The organism is Phyllobacterium chamaecytisi (genome assembly GCF_020164455.1).
Taxonomy (GTDB): domain Bacteria; phylum Pseudomonadota; class Alphaproteobacteria; order Rhizobiales; family Rhizobiaceae; genus Phyllobacterium; species Phyllobacterium chamaecytisi.
The window spans coordinates 139367-157368 of the sequence record NZ_JAIQWW010000013.1; the positions used below are offsets into that span (position 1 = coordinate 139367).

Here is an 18002-nt window from a genome sequence, read left to right on the forward strand (position 1 = left end):
AAATCTCCTCTTCATTCAACGGGTTTCCTATAGAGGACGAACCGGAGTTCCGCGATCCGACATTCGTAGCAAGAAAAAAATTACTTGCATTTGCTCGCTAACACGATAAATCTAGTCGTGTATCGATGACTCGCGGATACGGACGATCAAGCATGTCGTGCTTTGCCTTCAGGAGGCGATGGCCGAGCGTGTGTCCCTTTGAGCGCATAGAATGCGAATCCGCTTGTTCCGGCATTTTCAGAAATTCCATGCTCACCCGCGACAATTGGCGCACTTCTGTTCCTTATAAAACGAAGGCGGATCAGGGATAATCCTCGGAACCATCGGGATGCCCCTGTTTATGTCCATGCGTTTCAGCCAGCTTTCGGTCTTTCCTGCCTTCTTCCGCGTGCGGAATGAAGTGCTAGTGGTGATTGGCAATGGCGAGGAAGCGTTAAACAAGGCGCGGCTTTTAGGCCAGACCAATGCAACCATTCGCGTCATCGCGGCGGAGCCTGAGCCTGAACTCGCCGCTTTCCTACGTGACGGCAGCTACGAACACGTCGCAGAAAAATTTGCTCCCAAGCAACTGACCGGCGCAAAGCTGGTCTTCGTCGCTACTGGCGACGAAGACCAGGATGCGGAAATCGCCGATGAAGCGCGCCGCCAGCACATTCCGGTCAACGTCGTTGACCGCCCCGAGCTGTGCGATTTCTTCACGCCCGCCATCGTCAATCGCGCACCGCTCGCCATTGCCATCGGTTCGGAAGGCACCGGCCCGGTGCTGACGCAGATGATCCGCGCCCGTATCGATGCCGCTTTCTCGCCGCGGCTCGGCGATCTCGCACGTCTTGCCAATGTCTATCGCCCTGTGGTCGAGAAGCTGGTCAACAAAGGACTGCCGCGCCGCTTGTTCTGGCGCTCGTTCTTTTCGGGCGATGTCGCCAGCAAGATTTACAACAATGACCTGACGGGCGCCCACCAGGCGGCTGCTGGTCTCCTCGATGATCAAGCCGCCCCTAAAGGCTATGTCTGGCTGGTTGGTGCCGGCCCCGGCGCGGAAGATCTTCTGACATTGCGCGCGCACCGCGTCCTCATGGAGGCCGATGTCATCGTCTACGATGCTCTGGTGCCGGAAGCCGTCGTTGCCATGGGCCGCCGCGATGCGACCCGGCTCTCCGTCGGCAAGCGCAAGGGTTGCCACACCAAGAGCCAGAGCGAGATCAATGATCTGCTCGTCGCGCTTGGACGTGAAGGCAAGCGTGTCGTTCGGCTGAAGTCAGGCGATCCGCTGGTCTACGGCCGTGCAGGCGAAGAAATGGCCGCCTTACGCGACGCCGGCATTGCCTTCGAAATCGTACCCGGCATTACCTCCGCCTTTGCCGCTGCAGCGGATATGCAACTGCCTCTAACCCTGCGCGGTGTCGCGTCCTCCCTCGTCTTCACCACGGGTCACGACATGGCTGGCGAAGTTCTGCCAGACTGGGCGCGCCTTGCTATTTCCGGTGCGACCATCGCTGTCTACATGGGCCGCAGCGTCGCTGCTTCCGTCGCCGAACGGCTGATGCAGGCGGGGCTTCATGCCGATACCGGCGTTGCCGTAATCGAAAATGCCGGGCGTGCAGACAGGCGCATGTTCCATGGCACGCTCAATGATTTGCCGGCGCTGGAACAGCGCGACGATCTTGACGGCCCGGTTATGGTGATTATCGGCGATGCGGTTGCAGGCGCTGCCATCGACAAGGCCGAACCTCTTTCCGCCAATGCAAAGAATTCCGTGGAGCAGCACCACCTTGAACCAAATGTTGCGTAACTGCGAAGGATGAAGATCATGAGCGTTAAAGTGTTGACTGCAAACCGCCTGACCGATGGCGAAGTTGTATGGCTCGGCGCCAATGGCGAGTGGCTGGAACATATCGATGGAGCGCTGATTGCGCGACACGCGGAAGCGGTCAATGCGCTCGAGGAAGCCGGCAAGTCCGCCATCAAGTCCAACCTCGTCATCGACGTGAATGTCATCGACGTCGAAGAGCGCGGCACAGATCTTTATCCGGTCCGCCTGCGCGAGCGCATCCGTCAGCTCGGACCTACCATTCGCCTCGACCTCGGCAAACAGGCTGAAAAGCCTAAAGCTGCCTGACCTGAAAAATCGAAAGACCGCAGAATGTATCGTTACGATGAGTTTGATCACGCGTTCGTCTCCGCCCGCGTTGAACAGTTCAAAGATCAGGTTGAGCGTCGTCTTTCCGGCGAACTGACTGAAGAGCAGTTCCGGCCGCTGCGGCTGATGAATGGCGTCTATCTGCAGTTGCACGCTTATATGCTGCGTGTTGCGGTTCCTTACGGCACACTGTCCAGTCGTCAGATGCACAAGCTCGCTCATATCGCCCGCCGCTATGATCGCGGCTATGGTCACTTCACCACGCGCCAGAACATCCAGTATAACTGGCCTGCGCTCAAGGATATTCCAGCAGTACTCGACGAACTCGCATCGGTGGAAATGCATGCGCTGCAGACATCGGGCAATTGCATTCGTAACGTGACCGCCGATCATTTTGCCGGTGCTGCTGCGGATGAGGTCGGGGATCCACGCCCTTATGCCGAGATCCTTCGGCAGTGGTCGTCGATGCACCCGGAATTCTCCTATCTGCCGCGGAAATTCAAGATCGCCGTGACCGGCGCTGATCGCGATCGCGCCGCGATCCAGGTTCATGATATTGGTCTGCATCTGAAGAAGAACGAAGCCGGTGAACTCGGCTTTGCTGTCTATGTCGGCGGTGGCCAGGGCCGCACGCCGATGGTCGCCAAGAAAATCCGCGATTTCCTGCCCGTCGAGGACTTGCTGACCTACACGACAGCTATCGTGCGTGTTTACAATCTCAATGGACGCCGGGATAACAAGTACAAGGCGCGCATCAAGATCCTCGTCCATGAGACCGGGACCGAAGAAATCACCCGCCAGATCGAGACCGAATGGCAGGCGATTAAGGAAACCGATCTCAAACTGCCGCAGCAAGACGTCGATGCCATCGATACCTACTTCGCGCCGCCAAATCTTGTCCAGCGTCCCGAAGGCTGGTCCGGGCTCGCGGCCGCGCGCAAGGCAGATCATGCGTTCTCTGCCTGGGTCGACCAGAACGTAACGCCGCACAAGAATCCCGACTACGGCGTCGTGACGATTTCGCTGAAGCCAATCGGCGGTATTCCGGGTGATGCCACCGACGCGCAGATGGATCTCGTTGCCGATATCGCCGAGAAATTCTCCTATGACGAGATTCGCGTCAGTCACGAGCAGAATCTCGTTCTGCCGCATGTGGCAATCGCCGATCTGCGCATCGTTTACGATCTGCTTTTGACGGACGGTCTGGCAACGGCCAATGCCGGCCTGATTACAGATATCATCTCCTGCCCCGGTCTCGATTATTGCGCTCTGGCGACAGCGCGTTCGATCCCCGTTGCGCAGCGCATTTCCGAACGCTTCGGCAATCCGGAGCGTCAGGCAGATATCGGCGAACTCAAGCTGAAGATTTCCGGGTGCATCAACGCCTGCGGCCATCATCATGTCGGCCACATCGGCATTCTCGGCGTCGAGAAGAAGGGTGAAGAGCTCTATCAGATCTCTCTCGGTGGTTCCGGCGACGAGATTTGCACGATCGGTGACATCACCGGCCGCGGCTTCTCATCAGAAGAGATCGTCGATGCAATCGAGACGATCGTCGATCGTTATCTCGAAATCAGAACCGACAAGGAAGAGACCTTCCTTACCACCTACCGGCGCGTGGGCGCAGCACCGTTCAAGGATGCGCTCTATAGCGAGGTTGCAAATGCTGCTTGAAATCAATGACCAGACCGTGGCGGATGAGGCGCGCGCGCTTCAGGCCCGCTATGGCAATCTCGAGCCGATGGATGTCATCGAGCTCGCCATCGATCACCTCTTCAACGAGGAGATCGCCGTCGTTTCCTCTTTCGGCGCTGACAGCGCAGTGATGCTGCACATGATCGCGCAGATCGACCGCGCGACGCCAGTGCTTTTCCTTGAGACCGGCAAGCATTTTCCGGCAACGCTGCGCTACCGCGACCAGCTCATCACCGAGCTCGGCATGACGGACGTGCATGATATCCATCCGCTGAAGCAGAGCCTCAAGGATGAGGACCCGTTTGGCGCGCTGTCGATGACCAACAAGGATCGCTGCTGCTATATCCGCAAGGTCGAGCCGATGGCCCGTGCCGTCGCTCCCTACCGCGCATGGATGACCGGCCGCAAGCAATTCCAGGCATCAACGCGTACGGCACTGCCCGTGTTTGAGTCTGTGGGCGCGCGCGTCCGCATCAACCCGCTCGCGCACTGGACCTCTGCCGATCTCAAGGCGTATATGGCCGCGCATGATCTGCCGCCGCACCCGCTGGTCGCCGAAGGCTACCGCTCGATCGGCTGCATGCCCTGCACCTTGCCGGTCAAGGACGGCGAAGACGATCGCGCTGGCCGCTGGGCTGGCTCCGACAAGACTGAGTGCGGCATTCACCTGACCGGGCTTACCGACGAACTGAGCAACATCTCGCTGACGGATTCGAGTTTATGAGTGACATTGAACAACCTGCGGGTGAGCTTTGGGGCCGCGAAGGGTTCCGTGAGGATCCCTACGTAACAGCCGAAACGCTGGAGGAAGCCGGTGATGCACCTGCAGTGATCCTGCCGCTGGGCGCATGGCTGGGTCTCACCGAAGAGACCCGCAATGCCTCCAATCGCAAGATCGGCGTTCTCGTCGCGCCGGGTGAAAGCATTGAGCCGCTATTGCCAATACTGGATTCAATCCCGGTGATTGCGCTGCAGTTTCCGGCATTCAACGATGGGCGGTCCTATTCGAAGGCCGAACTGATCAAGAACCAGCATCATTTCAAGGGTGAGTTACGCGCCGTTGGGGATGTTTTAATCGATCAGGTCGCCTATATGCTGCGCACCGGCTTCGACACGATGAAGGTCAACCACGCGGTGACACTGAACCGTCTTGCTGGTCATAATCTTCACGATGTTCCCGGTTACTACCAGCCGGGACGAGGCTCACACACAGTGTCCGGCACCTATAGCTGGCGCCGCGTTCCCGGGGCGTGAAACTCCACAAAGAACTCGAATTCTTTATCCAGAAGGCACTTTTATGTCCGAATTGATTGAAACAGATGTGGTTATTGTCGGCGCCGGCCCGGTCGGCCTCTTTGCCGTGTTCGAGCTTGGTTTGCTCGATCTGCGCGCCCATGTGATCGATATTCTCGATCGTCCGGGCGGCCAATGTGCCGAGCTTTATCCGGAAAAACCGATCTACGACATTCCGGGCTTGCCTGAAGTCACCGGTCAGGACCTCACCACCAATCTCTTGAAGCAGATCGCGCCTTTCGATCCGCAGTTCCATTTCTCGACCATGGTCACCGCGCTCGAGAAGCTCGAGGACGGACGTTTCCGCGTCGAGACCGATGCGGACGAGGTTTTCATCACCAAGGTCATCGTCATCGCGGCTGGTGGCGGTTCCTTCCAGCCCAAGCGCCCGCCCGTGCCGGAAATCGAGCTCTATGAGGGCGTCAGCGTTCACTACGCTGTGCGCAAAATCGAGGCTTTCCGCGGCCACGATGTGGTTATCGTCGGCGGCGGCGATAGCGCCCTCGACTGGACACTCAACCTCGAACCGGTCGCGAAATCGGTGACTCTCGTTCATCGCCGGCCAGAATTCCGCGCCGCGCCTGACAGCGTCAACAAGATGTGGGCGCTGGAGAAGGACGGACGCGTCAAGTTCCGCATGGGGCAGGTCAGCGGTCTGGAAGGCGCGGACGGCCAATTGTCAAAGGTCATCCTCAAGGGCGCCGAAGGCGAAGAAATCCTCGACGCCGGGCGTCTGCTGCCATTCTTCGGCCTGACGATGAAGCTCGGTCCGATTGCCGATTGGGGCCTCAATCTCGACCAGAACCTGATTGCCGTCGATACGGAGAAATTCGAGACTTCCGAGCCGGGTATCTTCGCGATTGGCGACATCAACACCTATCCCGGCAAGTTGAAGCTGATCCTCTCCGGCTTCCATGAAGCCGCCCTGATGAGCCAGGCAGCCAAACGCATAGTTTCACCAGGCGAACGGATCATCTTCCAGTACACAACGTCATCCACCTCCCTGCAGAAGAAACTGAAGGCGGCATAGGTAGCAACCCTGATGAGCTCAGAGTCCCTCTATATTCACGTCACCGATCAGCACGGCAAGCGCCATACGCTGGAGGCCCTTGAGGGCTTCCGCGTCATGGAAGTCATTCGCGATTGGGGGCTCGACATCAAGGCGGAATGCGGCGGCGCCTGCGCCTGCGGTACATGCCATGTCTATGTCGATCAGGACTGGTCGGAAAAGCTCTTTGAACCGCTTGCCGAGGAAGTCGACCAGCTCGACGTGACCTTTCACGTCGAGGACAATTCTCGTCTTTCCTGCCAGCTCATAATGACTGTAGAGCTCAATGGTCTCGAAATCACCCTGGCTCCCGACACCCAGCGGGAGAGCGTCGCAGCCTAGATTACAACGACTCGCGCGCCGACCGGCACCCGCGCATACAGGTCCATGACGTGTTCGTTGACCATGCGGATGCAGCCATTCGATACGGCGCGTCCTATCGTCCACGGCTCGGTCGTTCCGTGGATGCGATAATGCGTGTCGCGTCCATTGCGATAAAGATAAAGCGCGCGGGCACCTAGCGGATTGTGGGGACCGCCTGCGACACCCCCGGCGTAGCGCGCATATTTTTCCGGTTGACGCCTGATCATACCGTTCGTCGGGATCCACCGTGGCCATTTCGCCTTGCGGCCGACTTTCGCGACGCCATGGAAGACCCGGCCAGCGCGTCCGACCCCAACGCCATAACGCCGTGCGGTGAAGCTGTCTTCGATCAGGTAAAGGAACCGGCCACGAGGGTCGATCACCACTGTGCCCGGCGCATAGGATGAATCGTACGATACATATTGTGGACTGAATACCGGATTGATGACGAAGATTTTCTTCTTCTTTGGCGCCGCCAGCGCAGCCTGCGGCGCCAGCGCCGCTGCAAGTATACCGGTAAGAACACCGCGCCGTGTCAGCATATCAAACCCCAAGTTCTCTGCTGTCCATCCTTTGGACACTACTCGCTCAAGGGGATTTTGTCCGAGAATTACTTATTGATGGTTTACGCGATTTCAACTTTCCGTGAATAAACAACAGGATAGGTCATTCTTACGGCAGGCGCGCGACGCGTTCGGTCAAAAGATCGAAGAAACCTTCATCGTCGACATGGCGGATATACAGCGCGTTCTTCGGGCGGTCGGTCACCCCCCACCAATCGACAACGGTCATGCCGAGCGTCAATTCGTTCGTTGCGTCGACGACGACGTTGCAATGCCTGCCTCGGTAGAGCTCCGGTTTCATCACGTAGGCGATGACATTGGGATCATGCAGCGGACCGCCATCCCGGCCGTACTTTTCCTCGTCGAACCGCTCGAAGAATTCCAAAAGCGCAACGGAGGCGTCACCAGCCTTTGTCCCCATTGCCCGAAAACGTTCGATACGCTTGGCGGTAGTCAGCGTCTTGTGGGTTACGTCGAGCGGCAGGATGACCACGGGAACGCCCGAGCGGAGCACGATCTGCGCCGCATGCGGATCCACATAGATATTGAACTCCGCCGTCGGTGTAATGTTGCCGCCTTCGAAGAACCCGCCGCCCATGAGCACGATTTCCTGGATACGGGGTGCAAGCTCCGGGGCGCGAATCAAGACTTGTGCAATGTTCGTGAGGGGTCCAAGTGCGCATAGCGTAACACTTCCCGTTTCCTCCTTGCGTAGAGTCTCGATAATGAAATCAACCGCGTGCTGATCTTGCAGCAGCATCGCTGGTTCCGGCAGATCAGGGCCATCAAGCCCCGTCTTTCCGTGCACGTGTTCAGCCGTGACCAGCGGGCGCATCAAAGGGCGATCGGCGCCGGCAAAGACTCGCGCGTCAGGACGGCCGGCAAGCTCGCAGATCTTCCGTGCGTTCAATTCGGTCAAAGCCAGTGACACATTGCCGGCTACAACCGTCACTCCAAGGACTTCCAGTTCCGGGCTGGCGAATGCCAGAAGGATTGCGAGAGCATCGTCTTGGCCGGGATCCGTATCGATTATGATTTTACGCGTCATTTCTTACTTTCTTTAGACCTTAAATCGGCTCTCTCTTGAAGTCTGCAGTTCAATCGCCATATCAATGAACAGAAGTGAAATGCCTTAACATCACGGGTTTTGCTTTTAGGTCGCTTTTCCCAAGGACTGCACAAATGACACGAATGACACCGTTTTCAAGCCCCTTGTTGCTTGGTTTCGATTCGATGGAAAAGACGCTGGAGCGTATCGCCAAGACCGGCGACGGCTATCCGCCTTATAATATCGAGCGTATCCGCGGCAACAATGACCATGAACAGCTTCGAATTATTCTCGCCGTTGCGGGTTTTTCCAATGACGATCTCGAGGTGACCACGGAAGACAATCAGTTGATCATTCGCGGCAGGCAGGCCGAAGAAGAGACCCGCGAATATCTGCATCGTGGCATTGCCGCACGTCAGTTCCAGCGCATCTTCGTTCTTGCCGATGGAATGCGCGTCAGCGCCGCCACTTTGAAGAATGGGCTTCTGTCGATCGATCTCGACCGACCGGAACCCGAACGATTGGTCAAACGCATCAACATTGCGGTTCAGGACTAGTCGTAGCTCTAACTGGACAGGGCCTAAGAATGGACTGTCCGAACATGGAGGCTATTATGCAAACCACCGATCACAAGAATCTCCTGACCGAGCTCGAATTTGCGCGCCTTGGCGCTGGCCAGGTGGCTTATATGCGCAAGGTCAAAACCGATGACCTCGCCACCAGCTTTCCGGCACTCCCGCCGATGACGCCGGGCGTCGAGCTTTGGGCGCTTTTTGCGGCCAATGGCGAGCCGATCGTGCTTTCCGATGAACGCGACAATGTCCTTGTCGGCGCGCAGGAACACGAACTGCGCACCGTGATGCTGCAGTAATCAATCAAAGCGCGTGGTTCGGCGGCTTTTGCCGGGCCACGCATCTGCATATAGCGCGGCAACGCGCCGCGAACTTTGAGCTCCATTCCCCTTTGCGCCGGCGACAAAACGCATTAAACAGCATCTGTTGCCCGCTTGCATTTTAGGAGAGCTCGATGACAATCATAAAGCCAAAACTCGTCACCGTTTTCGGAGGCTCCGGCTTTATCGGTCGTCATGTCGTGCGTGCGCTGACCAAGCGTGGCTACCGCGTTCGTGTTGCTGTCAGACGCCCTGATCTCGCATTCGATCTGCAGCCGCTTGGCGGTGTTGGCCAGATCCAGGCCGTACAGGCAAATCTGCGTAATCGCGCTTCGGTGGATCGTGCGGTTGCGGGTTGCGATCATGTGATCAATCTCGTCGGGCTGCTGTTCGAAGGCGGCAAGCAGAAGTTCAGCGCGGTGCATGATTTCGGTGCCCGCGCGGTCGCGGAATCAGCTCGCGCGGCTGACGTTCCACTGACCCATATGTCGGCGATTGGCGCCGATGCCCGTTCTCATTCCGCCTATGCCAGCACCAAGGGCCGCGCCGAGGCAGCCGTGCACGATACGCTACCGGACGCCATCATCATTCGCCCGTCCATCGTCTTCGGGCCTGAAGATAATTTCTTCAACAAATTTGCCGGCATGGCACGCATGTCACCCTTCCTGCCGCTGATCGGCGGTGGCCACACCAGGTTCCAGCCGGTCTATGTCGGTGATGTTGCCGAAGTCTTTGCACGTTCGGTCGATGGCACGTTAAAGCCAGGCGCGGTCTACGAACTTGGCGGCGGTGAAGTTCTGACCTTCAAGCAATGTCTGGAAGAGGTGCTGCGTGTCACTGGCCGCAAGCGTATGTTCGTATCGATCCCGTTCTGGATCGCCAGAATTCAGGGTTCTATCCTTGGCTATCTGCCAAAGCCAGCGCTGACAAGGGATCAAGTCTTGCTCCTGCAGCACGATAATGTGGTGTCTCATGCTGCAAAAGAAGAGGGCCGCACCCTCGAAGGGCTTGGCATCCATCCGCAGACGATCGAGACAATCCTGCCGTCATATCTCTGGCGTTTCCGGAGCCACGGACAATATTCCAGCCAGACACCCGCCTAAGGCTTGACCACTGTGCGTTGAGATTCAGGTCAGGACGCGCCGAAAATGGTAGTTTTCGAGAACCGGAGCGCAGTGAACTTTTTGGTTCATGAGCACCGGAAGCACAGAAAAGTGCCATTTGCAGGCCGTCATGGCGCGAATCACCGCATCAAAATCAGCGCGACCAATCCGAGCGTCCCGACGACCAGCCTCCACCATGCGAACAATGCAAAACCGTGGCGCGAGACATAGTCCAAGAGATAGCGGACGACGAAGACGCCCGAGATGAACGCCGCGATAAATCCTACGATGATCAACGACGCATCGTTCAAGGTCAGTATGTGACGGTTTTTGAAGAGATCGTAGGCGAAGGCGCCGGCCATTGTCGGCATTGCCAGGAAGAATGAAAATTCGGCTGCCGAGCGTTTGTCAGTTCCGAGCAGCAGCGCTCCAACGATCGTCGCACCGGAACGCGATGTGCCGGGAATCATGGCAAAGCACTGGATCAGGCCGATCTTGAAGCAGAGGCCCAGCGGAAAATCCATGACATTGGTATAACGCGGCTTCAGTTCGACCCGATCGATCCACAGCAGGATCAGCCCGCCGATGATGAGCATAACGCAGATCAGCATGGGCGATTCGAACAGCACGGTCTTGATGATGTCATGGGCGAGCGCCCCGATAACCGCAGCAGGGAGGAACGCGATAAGGATGCCCGTTACGAAACGGCGCGCTTTCGGATCGGTTGGAAGATCGCGCGCAATGTTCACGAGTCGGCCGAAATAGACGCTCAGGATCGCCAGAATCGCGCCGAGCTGTATCAACACCTCGAATGTCTTGCCATTGGATTCGAAGCCGAGGAAATGACCGGCGAGCAACAGATGCCCCGTTGACGACACCGGCAGGAATTCGGTTATTCCTTCCAGCAAGCCAAGAAAGGCCGCTTCGACAATCGTCTGTGTTTCCATGATTACCGCTTTCTTGATGGGTGCCGGCTGGGAGATAAACCGGCTGTTGGTGAAATCCTGTTTACTTGTCTCGTGCTAAGGTTGCGCCTATAGGTTTGGCGCAGGTCCGACGCGGCTGTCGCGAGACGACGGTGCGGATAAAATACCAGTTTGAAAGATTTACCAATCTGCCATGTTGACGCTCTTCCATCATCCTATGTCCACCGGCTCGCGCTACACCCGGCTTATCCTCAATGAATATGACATTGAAGTGGAGCTGATCGAAGAAAACAGCTGGGCGCGGCGCAAGGAGTTTCTGGCGCTCAACCCGGCGGGAACTCTGCCCGTACTCCTGGCGGAAGGCGATGTTCCGGTTTCAGGGGCTTCCGTGATCGCCGAATATATCGATGAAACACGCGGTGCGTTGAAGCGCAGCCGCCGGTTGTTTCCTGAAGATTCGCTCAACCGCGCCGAGGTGCGCCGGCTGGTCGACTGGTTCCTGACAAAGCTGGAAAATGAAGTGACCCGGCATATGGCGCGGGAGCGTATCTTCAAATTGCACATGACTGCCGAGCAGGGTGGCGGAGCGCCGGATTCAGGCGCTATTCGTGCTGCGCGGACCAATATCACCCAGCATATGAAATATATCGACTGGCTGACGGCAACGCGCAACTGGCTGGCCGGACCGGCGCCGAGCTATGCAGACATGTCGGCCGCCGCTTCGATCTCGATTCTCGACTATCTCGGCGAGATCAAGTGGGGCGATTACAAAGCGGCGCGCGACTGGTACACGCGGATGAAATCGCGTCCGTCGTTCCGGCCATTGTTGTCGGATCGGGTGCGCGGCTTGCCGCCATCGTCGCATTATGGCGATCTGGATTTTTGATAGCACCTACTTATCTCCCCCCTTGTGGGGGAGAAAGCGATTTCTGCATCTTAGCCCTTGCTAAGTGCTAGAAATCGCAAGAGAGGGGATTTGCGATCATCGGACTACCCCCTCTCTTGGATTTTCCAAGGATTTAGCAAAGAGGCTAAACCCAGGAAAATCCTTTCTCTCCCGCAAGGGGAGAGATATATCGGGCGCATGCACAAGGTTCATGCAGGATGAACTCAAACCAACAACAGCGGCTGAAGCAGTTCATCCTTGAGGAATCGCGTGCGGCTGGCTTCGATCTGGTCGCCATCACCAAGCCGGATGCCATCCCGTTCGCCGAAGAGCGCTTGCGCCAATATCTCGCGCTCGGACGCCATGCCAGCATGGACTGGATGCAGGAAACGGAAGAGCGCCGCGCCAGTCCGCACAATCTGTGGCCGGAGGTGCGTTCGATCATCGTGCTCGCCATGAACTACGGGCCGGACAGCGATCCCCTGGCAATCCTCCAGCACAAGGATAGGGCCGCGATTTCCGTCTATGCACAGAACCGCGATTATCACGACATCATCAAAGGCAAGCTCAAGGGTGTCGCCAGCCGTTTCGCCTCCCGCGCCGCGGGCGAAGACCTGAAAATCTTCGTCGATACGGCACCGGTTATGGAAAAGCCGCTGGCCGAAGCCGCCGGCCTCGGCTGGCAGGGCAAGCACACCAATCTCGTCAGCCGCAGCCATGGCTCCTGGCTTTTCCTCGGCACGATCTTCACCACAGCGGAATTGCCGCCAGATGCACGCGAGGCAGATCATTGCGGCTCGTGCCACGCCTGCCTCGACATATGCCCGACAAACGCGTTCCCCGCGCCCTATCAGCTCGATGCAGGGCGCTGCATCTCCTACCTCACCATCGAGCACAAGGAACCCATCCCGTTCGAATTCCGCAGGGCGATGGGCAACCGCATCTACGGCTGCGACGATTGTCTCGCCGTCTGCCCGTGGAACAAATTTGCCGAGGCCGCCCGTGAGATCAAGCTTCGGGCGCGCGATGACCTGAAATCGCCGTCGCTCGCATCGCTCCTGATGCTGGACGACGCGGCGTTCCGCACAATGTTCTCGGGCTCACCGATCAAGCGCATCGGCCGGGACCGTTTCATACGCAATGTGCTTATCGCCAGCGGCAATTCCGGCGACCCGGTCCTGATCGAAACCGTCAAGACACATCTCGCCGACCCCTCGCCCCTTGTGCGCGGTGCCGCCGTTTGGGCGTTGAGTGAATTGTTGGACGAAGACCAGTTCGCAGCCCTGCGCATGCATGGAGCCGCGCAGGAAAATGACGCGAGCGTCTTGACCGAGTGGCACAAAGCCGCGAAAAATCAATAATGAACATTTTTCTCTTCGGCGCCGGATATTCGGCGCGCGCCTTTGCCAAAGTCATTGATGGTCAAGCGGATTTCATCGGCGGGACGACGCGCGATAGCGCCAAATTTTCAGACCTCAAGAAGGACGGCATCACGCCGTTCCTGTTTCATGGTACCCATGCCTCGCAGGAGATTGTCGACGTCCTCGCCGGTGTCACGCATCTTGTCATCTCGACGTCACCCGGGCAGAGCGGCGATCCGGTGCTGGCACAGTTTGGCAAGACCATTCGGCACGCCATGCCCAAGCTGCAATGGATCGGCTATCTTTCCACCGTCGGCGTCTATGGCAATCATGGCGGTGCATGGGTCGACGAGAATACACCATGCCATCCCGTCTCGGCCCGCTCCGTCGAACGTGTCGACGCCGAGCGCGGCTGGCAGAAACTGGCAGATGAGCGCGGCGTTCCGCTCGCTATCTTAAGACTTGCCGGTATTTATGGCCCGGGTCGCAACGCTTTCGTCAACCTCACCAACGGCAACGCGCGGCGGCTGAACAAGAGCGGGCAGGTGTTCAACCGTATCCATGTCGATGATATTGCCGGTGCACTGGTTTTTCTCAGCCTGCGCAATGAGGCCGGGATTTTCAACATAACCGATGATGAACCGGCACCGCCGCAGGACGTTGTCGCCTATGCGGCGGAACTGATGGGCGTCGAACCGCCGGAAGAGGCCGATTTCGATACAGCACCGCTGACGCCGATGGCACGCTCTTTCTACGGCGAGAACAAACGCGTTTCCAATAAACGCATCAAGGCGCTCGGCTTTTCCTTCCGCTATCCCGATTACGGCACCGCCTTTGCGACCATGTGGCGCGATGGAAGCTGGAAATAGCCGCCGTTACCCTCCCCTTGCATTGCATGCCCGTCAGGGTGGATTGGCAAAGTCTCTAGAACCGCGTTATCACGTTGATCCCCAGTCCCTCGAAGCGATCCATCGCCATCAGTGCGGCGGGGGCTTCATCCAGCGTGATCTCCTTGCCGACCAGCTTTTGCGGCTGCAGTTTCCCCGTTTCAAGCATGTCCATCAGCGCCTTATAGCGGAATGCCTGCATGCCGTGGCTGCCATAGATCTCGAGCTCATGGGCGATGACCTTGTCCATCGGGATCGGCGGATGCGCGTGGTCGCCCAGCATCAGCCCCACCTGCACGTGCCGGCCGCGGCGGCGCAGATTGGCGATGGAGTTGAAACAGGTCGAAGGATGGCCGAGCGCATCGATCGAGACATGCGCACCGCCTTTGGTGATTTCCCGAACCGCACCGATCACATCCTGCATCTCGCGGCCATTTATCGTCACAACAGCGCCAAGCTCGCGGGCGAAGGCCAGTTTCTCCTCGGTGAGGTCCACGGCGACAACATTGGCACCCATCGCCGTCGCGATCATGATCGCCGAAAGACCAACGCCGCCGCAGCCATGCACCGCTACCCATTCACCCGGCTTGACCTTCGCCTGATCGACCACAGCGCGAAACGAGGTAACGAAGCGGCAGCCGAGACTGGCCGCCGTGGCAAAATCCAGCGTATCGGGCAGTGCGACGAGATTGGTATCGGCGAAATCCACCGCCACATATTCCGCGAAGGACCCCCAGGCGGTGAAACCCGGCTGAAACTGGTTTTCACACACCTGATGGTTGCCGGAATTGCATTCGAAACAATGTCCGCAGCCGCCGACGAAGGGCACGGTGACGCGCTGACCGATCTTCCATTGAGTGACATGCTTGCCGATCGCCTGAACGGTCCCGGCCAGTTCGTGTCCAGGCACATGCGGCAGGACGATATCGGCATCATGCCCCATCCAGCCATGCCAGTCGCTGCGGCACAGGCCGGTCGCCTCGACCTTGATGACGACCCCCGTTGCCGCTGGCGAGGGATCGCCTACTGTCCGCACATCGGGCGTCTGGCCGAATTGCTCGAAAATGACAGCTCTCATGGGACGCTCCGTTCGATTCGCAGTTGTTCACCGCACTATATTGCGACTTTGCAGCGAATCTGGCCATCATAAAGCCCGGATCGGCGACTCAATTTATCGCGGTCACTTGTGGGAATGGCAAATCATGAAATCGAAATCCTTGTTGCGTCTCGCGCTCGGCTTGCTCATTTCGCTTACCAGCGCCGTCGATGCCGTGGCGGTTGACGGTCCAGCCAAGCAATTGTTCGGTGCGCAAACCCTGCCCACCGTTGGCAAGGCGCAATCCGTGGGTTTCTATGCCAAGGGCTGCCTGGCCGGTGGCGTTGCCCTTCCGACGGACGGTCCGACCTGGCAGGTCATGCGCCTGTCGCGCAATCGCCGCTGGGGCAATCCCTATATGATCAGCCTGATCGAAAGACTGTCTCGCGACGCCGCCGTCAAGGCGAACTGGAACGGATTGCTGATCGGCGATATCTCGCAGCCACGCGGCGGGCCGATGATCACCGGCCATGCGTCGCACCAGATCGGCCTCGATGCCGATATCTGGCTGACGCCGATGCCGAAGCGGCGCTTCACCGATCAAGAGCGCGAGACGGTTTCTGCAACCTCGATGCTCAAGGGCGATACACTCTATGTCGATCCGCAAAAATGGACCGCCTCGCGCACGGCCCTGTTGAAGACCGCCGCTACTTATCCGGAAGTCGAACGCATATTCGTCCATCCCGGCATCAAGAAACAACTGTGCGACACGGTACAGGGTGATCGCAGCTGGCTCGCCAAGGTTCGCCCCTATTGGGGCCACTTCTACCACTTCCATATCCGCATAAAATGCCAGCCCGGTTCACCCAATTGTACGCCGCAACAACCTACGGGCAGTGACGATGGATGCGGCAAGCCCCTCGCATGGTGGTTTACCGATGAGCCCTGGAGAAAGGCGCCGCCACCGAAGAAGCCGGTCAAGCCGAAGGTCATGATGCTGTCTGCTCTGCCGAAACAGTGCGCGCAGGTGCTGGAAGCGCCCGGCCCGAAATCTGTCGAGGAAGTGACCTATGGCGTCCGTGGCAAGGCGGCCCAGCCGGCGTCCGTCGGAAATCAGCCTGCCGCGGTCGCGGAACCGGACGACGAAGAGGTGCCCGACAACCTTCCGGTTCAGGGCCAATAGTCGTTACAACCCCTATTTGCAGCCAAGGTCTTTTTTATCTCCGGTCTTTTCATGCTGTCATGAATTGAGTATAGGGTTTCAATCGATTTAGGGTTGGACCCGATACAGAGTTTTCATGACACAGCCATTTCGCCTCGCGCTGATAGCGCATGACCAGAAAAAGGACGACATGGTGGATTTTGCTCGCACCTATGAAAGGTTGCTTGCACCTTGCACGATCGTTGCCACGGGCACGACAGGCGGGCTCGTTCAGGAAGCGTGTCCTTCGCTGACCATCGCGCGGGTCAAGAGCGGACCGCTCGGCGGCGACCAGCAGATCGGCGCATTGATTGCCGAGGGAAAGATCGACGGACTGATTTTCTTTGTCGACCCGCTGTCTCCCATGCCGCATGATGTCGACGTCAAGGCGCTGATGCGGCTCGCAAGCGTCTACGATATTCCGATGGCCTTGAACCGGGCGACTGCCGAGGTTCTGGTGCAGAAGAGAGGTTTGCTGCGCGATGACGCAGCGGAAAATACATTAGGGAAGCGATAATGGTTACACAGGCAGATACCGACCACATCATGAAGTTTCCGATCCTGGTTGGCGACATCGGTGGTACCAATGCACGATTTGCCATTCTGGTCGACGCCTATGCGGATCCGAAGGAATTCCCGGTTCTGCAGACAGCCGATTATCCGACCATCGACGAGGCAATCCAGAACGCCATTCTCGACCACACCTCGATCCAGCCGCGTTCGGCGGTCCTCGCCATTGCCGGACCGGTCGAAGGCGACGAAATCGATCTCACCAATTGCGCATGGGTGGTTAAGCCGCACCAGATGATGGAGACGCTCGGCCTCCGCGATATCACGGTGCTCAACGATTTCGAGGCGCAGGCGCTCGCCGTCGTCTCGCTCGAACCCAAGCATCTGGAAAAACTTGGCGGTGGCGCGGGCGATCCGCATGGCAGCCGCGCTGTGCTGGGACCCGGCACCGGCCTTGGCGTCGCCGGCATGGTCCGCGCACGCTCAAGCTGGGTTCCGGTTCCGGGAGAAGGCGGCCACGTAGACATGGGGCCACGCACGCCGCGCGATCTCGAAATCTTCCCGCATCTCGAGCATATTGAGGGGCGCATCTCTGGCGAACAGCTGCTCTGCGGCCGTGGTCTGCAGAATATCTATCGCGCGATTTGCAAGGTTGCAGGTACAGATGCGACACTGCAGACGCCCGCCGACATCACTTCTGCGGGCCTTTCGGGAGAATCCGCCGAGGCCAAGGAAACATTGGCACTGTTCGTGACCTATCTCGGCCGGCTTGCCGGTGATTTCGCTTTGACATTCATGGCCCGCGGCGGCGTTTACCTTGCCGGCGGCATCGTCCAGAAGATCATCGAGCCGTTGAAGGATCCGGCGTTCCGCCAGGCTTTCGAAGACAAGGCGCCCCACGGGGATATCCTGCGTGAAACGCCGGTTTATGTCATTACCCACCCGCTCGCGGCGCTCAGCGGCCTATCAGCGTTCGCGCGCACACCGACCCGCTTTGGGGTTTCCATCGAAGGCCGGCGCTGGCGGCGCGATTAAATCCGGGGTCGGCAC

Annotated in this window: 20 protein-coding genes; 16 read left to right on the forward strand and 4 right to left on the reverse strand. The window is 58.3% G+C overall.

Translation table 11 applies throughout. From position 1 onward, the window contains the following. Positions 1–328: 328 nt before the first annotated feature. From cysG to LB462_RS19685, 7 genes are read left to right on the forward strand one after another with little or no spacing between them, the layout of a single operon-like run. Positions 329–1792: a siroheme synthase CysG gene (gene cysG, locus LB462_RS19655; RefSeq protein ID WP_370637227.1), complete on the forward strand. Its 1464-nt coding sequence runs from the start codon at positions 329–331 to the stop codon at positions 1790–1792. A gap of 18 nt (positions 1793–1810) precedes the next feature. Then, positions 1811–2119 carry a DUF2849 domain-containing protein gene (locus tag LB462_RS19660; protein ID WP_112529739.1) on the forward strand — a complete coding sequence of 103 codons (309 nt, stop codon included), beginning with the start codon at positions 1811–1813 and terminating at the stop codon, positions 2117–2119. Between the two features lie 24 nt (positions 2120–2143). Next, on the forward strand, positions 2144–3814 hold the full coding sequence (locus LB462_RS19665) for a nitrite/sulfite reductase (protein WP_224511488.1): 1671 nt from the start codon (positions 2144–2146) through the stop codon (positions 3812–3814). Continuing rightward, positions 3804–4559 (forward strand): phosphoadenylyl-sulfate reductase, encoded by a 756-nt coding sequence (locus tag LB462_RS19670; protein WP_224511499.1) that lies wholly within the window; start codon positions 3804–3806, stop codon positions 4557–4559. Before LB462_RS19665 ends, LB462_RS19670 begins: the two co-directional genes overlap by 11 nt. Continuing rightward, complete coding sequence (locus tag LB462_RS19675) at positions 4556–5089, forward strand: DUF934 domain-containing protein (protein ID WP_224511501.1); 534 nt, start codon at positions 4556–4558, stop codon at positions 5087–5089. Before LB462_RS19670 ends, LB462_RS19675 begins: the two co-directional genes overlap by 4 nt. Positions 5090–5132: 43 nt before the next feature. Further along, entirely contained in the window at positions 5133–6158 is a 1026-nt protein-coding gene (locus LB462_RS19680; protein WP_224511503.1) for an NAD(P)/FAD-dependent oxidoreductase, read from the forward strand. Between the two features lie 12 nt (positions 6159–6170). Next, positions 6171–6518, forward strand: coding sequence for a 2Fe-2S iron-sulfur cluster-binding protein (locus tag LB462_RS19685; RefSeq protein ID WP_224511505.1), 348 nt, complete (start codon positions 6171–6173; stop codon positions 6516–6518). Here the strand turns inward: LB462_RS19685 and LB462_RS19690 are convergent. Both LB462_RS19690 and LB462_RS19695 read right to left on the reverse strand, forming a co-directional pair. After that, positions 6515–7081, reverse strand: a complete 567-nt coding sequence (locus tag LB462_RS19690) for a L,D-transpeptidase (RefSeq protein ID WP_224511507.1) — start codon at positions 7079–7081, stop codon at positions 6515–6517. The genes LB462_RS19685 and LB462_RS19690 overlap by 4 nt on opposite strands. Positions 7082–7211: 130 nt before the next feature. Further along, positions 7212–8150 carry a nucleoside hydrolase gene (locus tag LB462_RS19695; protein ID WP_224511509.1) on the reverse strand — a complete coding sequence of 313 codons (939 nt, stop codon included), beginning with the start codon at positions 8148–8150 and terminating at the stop codon, positions 7212–7214. A gap of 134 nt (positions 8151–8284) precedes the next feature. Here LB462_RS19695 and LB462_RS19700 point away from each other — a divergent pair, with 134 nt between their 5' ends. The 3 genes from LB462_RS19700 (at position 8285) to LB462_RS19710 (ending at position 10145) form a co-directional block, all read left to right on the forward strand. Beyond that, a complete protein-coding gene (locus LB462_RS19700) occupies positions 8285–8707 on the forward strand; it encodes an Hsp20 family protein (protein ID WP_224511511.1) in 423 nt (140 codons plus the stop codon). Between the two features lie 56 nt (positions 8708–8763). Further along, positions 8764–9021, forward strand: a complete 258-nt coding sequence (locus LB462_RS19705; RefSeq protein ID WP_112529544.1) for a BQ00720 family protein — start codon at positions 8764–8766, stop codon at positions 9019–9021. Between the two features lie 155 nt (positions 9022–9176). Next, the gene (locus LB462_RS19710) at positions 9177–10145 is read left to right on the forward strand and encodes a complex I NDUFA9 subunit family protein (protein ID WP_224511514.1); all 969 of its coding nucleotides are present in this window, start codon (positions 9177–9179) and stop codon (positions 10143–10145) included. A 140-nt stretch (positions 10146–10285) separates the two neighbouring features. On the opposite strand, the gene LB462_RS19715 is transcribed toward LB462_RS19710, so the two are convergent. After that, entirely contained in the window at positions 10286–11092 is an 807-nt protein-coding gene (locus LB462_RS19715; RefSeq protein WP_224511515.1) for an undecaprenyl-diphosphate phosphatase, read from the reverse strand. 172 nt (positions 11093–11264) lie between these two features. Here LB462_RS19715 and LB462_RS19720 point away from each other — a divergent pair, with 172 nt between their 5' ends. The 3 genes from LB462_RS19720 (at position 11265) to LB462_RS19730 (ending at position 14187) form a co-directional block, all read left to right on the forward strand. Beyond that, positions 11265–11957 carry a glutathione S-transferase family protein gene (locus LB462_RS19720; protein WP_114429772.1) on the forward strand — a complete coding sequence of 231 codons (693 nt, stop codon included), beginning with the start codon at positions 11265–11267 and terminating at the stop codon, positions 11955–11957. A gap of 218 nt (positions 11958–12175) precedes the next feature. Next, on the forward strand, positions 12176–13318 hold the full coding sequence (gene queG, locus LB462_RS19725; protein WP_224511517.1) for a tRNA epoxyqueuosine(34) reductase QueG: 1143 nt from the start codon (positions 12176–12178) through the stop codon (positions 13316–13318). Next, positions 13318–14187, forward strand: coding sequence for an SDR family oxidoreductase (locus LB462_RS19730; protein WP_224511519.1), 870 nt, complete (start codon positions 13318–13320; stop codon positions 14185–14187). The genes queG and LB462_RS19730 overlap by 1 nt, the downstream gene beginning before the upstream one ends. 55 nt (positions 14188–14242) lie before the next feature. On the opposite strand, the gene LB462_RS19735 is transcribed toward LB462_RS19730, so the two are convergent. Continuing rightward, on the reverse strand, positions 14243–15283 hold the full coding sequence (locus LB462_RS19735) for a zinc-dependent alcohol dehydrogenase family protein (RefSeq protein ID WP_224511521.1): 1041 nt from the start codon (positions 15281–15283) through the stop codon (positions 14243–14245). A 124-nt stretch (positions 15284–15407) separates the two neighbouring features. On the opposite strand from LB462_RS19735, the gene mepA reads away from it, so the two are divergent. The 3 genes from mepA (at position 15408) to LB462_RS19750 (ending at position 17987) form a co-directional block, all read left to right on the forward strand. Then, a complete protein-coding gene (gene mepA, locus LB462_RS19740) occupies positions 15408–16424 on the forward strand; it encodes a penicillin-insensitive murein endopeptidase (protein ID WP_224511523.1) in 1017 nt (338 codons plus the stop codon). A gap of 115 nt (positions 16425–16539) precedes the next feature. Next, the gene (locus LB462_RS19745; protein WP_224511524.1) at positions 16540–16959 is read left to right on the forward strand and encodes a methylglyoxal synthase; all 420 of its coding nucleotides are present in this window, start codon (positions 16540–16542) and stop codon (positions 16957–16959) included. Then, on the forward strand, positions 16959–17987 hold the full coding sequence (locus tag LB462_RS19750; RefSeq protein ID WP_224511526.1) for a glucokinase: 1029 nt from the start codon (positions 16959–16961) through the stop codon (positions 17985–17987). The genes LB462_RS19745 and LB462_RS19750 overlap by 1 nt, the downstream gene beginning before the upstream one ends. Positions 17988–18002: the final 15 nt, after the last annotated feature.

Excerpts from the sequence above, each read along its gene's own strand:
- queG (WP_224511517.1), top strand. The coding sequence starts at position 12,176 with ATGAACTCAAACCAACAACAGCGGCTGAAGCAGTTCATCCTTGAGGAA.
- mepA (WP_224511523.1), top strand. The coding sequence starts at position 15,408 with ATGAAATCGAAATCCTTGTTGCGTCTCGCGCTCGGCTTGCTCATTTCG.
- LB462_RS19675 (WP_224511501.1), top strand. The coding sequence starts at position 4,556 with ATGAGTGACATTGAACAACCTGCGGGTGAGCTTTGGGGCCGCGAAGGG.
- LB462_RS19695 (WP_224511509.1), bottom strand. The coding sequence starts at position 8,150 with ATGACGCGTAAAATCATAATCGATACGGATCCCGGCCAAGACGATGCT.
- LB462_RS19750 (WP_224511526.1), top strand. The coding sequence starts at position 16,959 with ATGGTTACACAGGCAGATACCGACCACATCATGAAGTTTCCGATCCTG.
- cysG (WP_370637227.1), top strand. The coding sequence starts at position 329 with ATGCCCCTGTTTATGTCCATGCGTTTCAGCCAGCTTTCGGTCTTTCCT.
- LB462_RS19665 (WP_224511488.1), top strand. The coding sequence starts at position 2,144 with ATGTATCGTTACGATGAGTTTGATCACGCGTTCGTCTCCGCCCGCGTT.
- LB462_RS19730 (WP_224511519.1), top strand. The coding sequence starts at position 13,318 with ATGAACATTTTTCTCTTCGGCGCCGGATATTCGGCGCGCGCCTTTGCC.
- LB462_RS19690 (WP_224511507.1), bottom strand. The coding sequence starts at position 7,081 with ATGCTGACACGGCGCGGTGTTCTTACCGGTATACTTGCAGCGGCGCTG.
- LB462_RS19735 (WP_224511521.1), bottom strand. The coding sequence starts at position 15,283 with ATGAGAGCTGTCATTTTCGAGCAATTCGGCCAGACGCCCGATGTGCGG.
- LB462_RS19700 (WP_224511511.1), top strand. The coding sequence starts at position 8,285 with ATGACACGAATGACACCGTTTTCAAGCCCCTTGTTGCTTGGTTTCGAT.
- LB462_RS19705 (WP_112529544.1), top strand. The coding sequence starts at position 8,764 with ATGCAAACCACCGATCACAAGAATCTCCTGACCGAGCTCGAATTTGCG.
- LB462_RS19745 (WP_224511524.1), top strand. The coding sequence starts at position 16,540 with ATGACACAGCCATTTCGCCTCGCGCTGATAGCGCATGACCAGAAAAAG.
- LB462_RS19715 (WP_224511515.1), bottom strand. The coding sequence starts at position 11,092 with ATGGAAACACAGACGATTGTCGAAGCGGCCTTTCTTGGCTTGCTGGAA.
- LB462_RS19670 (WP_224511499.1), top strand. The coding sequence starts at position 3,804 with ATGCTGCTTGAAATCAATGACCAGACCGTGGCGGATGAGGCGCGCGCG.
- LB462_RS19680 (WP_224511503.1), top strand. The coding sequence starts at position 5,133 with ATGTCCGAATTGATTGAAACAGATGTGGTTATTGTCGGCGCCGGCCCG.
- LB462_RS19720 (WP_114429772.1), top strand. The coding sequence starts at position 11,265 with ATGTTGACGCTCTTCCATCATCCTATGTCCACCGGCTCGCGCTACACC.
- LB462_RS19710 (WP_224511514.1), top strand. The coding sequence starts at position 9,177 with ATGACAATCATAAAGCCAAAACTCGTCACCGTTTTCGGAGGCTCCGGC.
- LB462_RS19685 (WP_224511505.1), top strand. The coding sequence starts at position 6,171 with ATGAGCTCAGAGTCCCTCTATATTCACGTCACCGATCAGCACGGCAAG.
- LB462_RS19660 (WP_112529739.1), top strand. The coding sequence starts at position 1,811 with ATGAGCGTTAAAGTGTTGACTGCAAACCGCCTGACCGATGGCGAAGTT.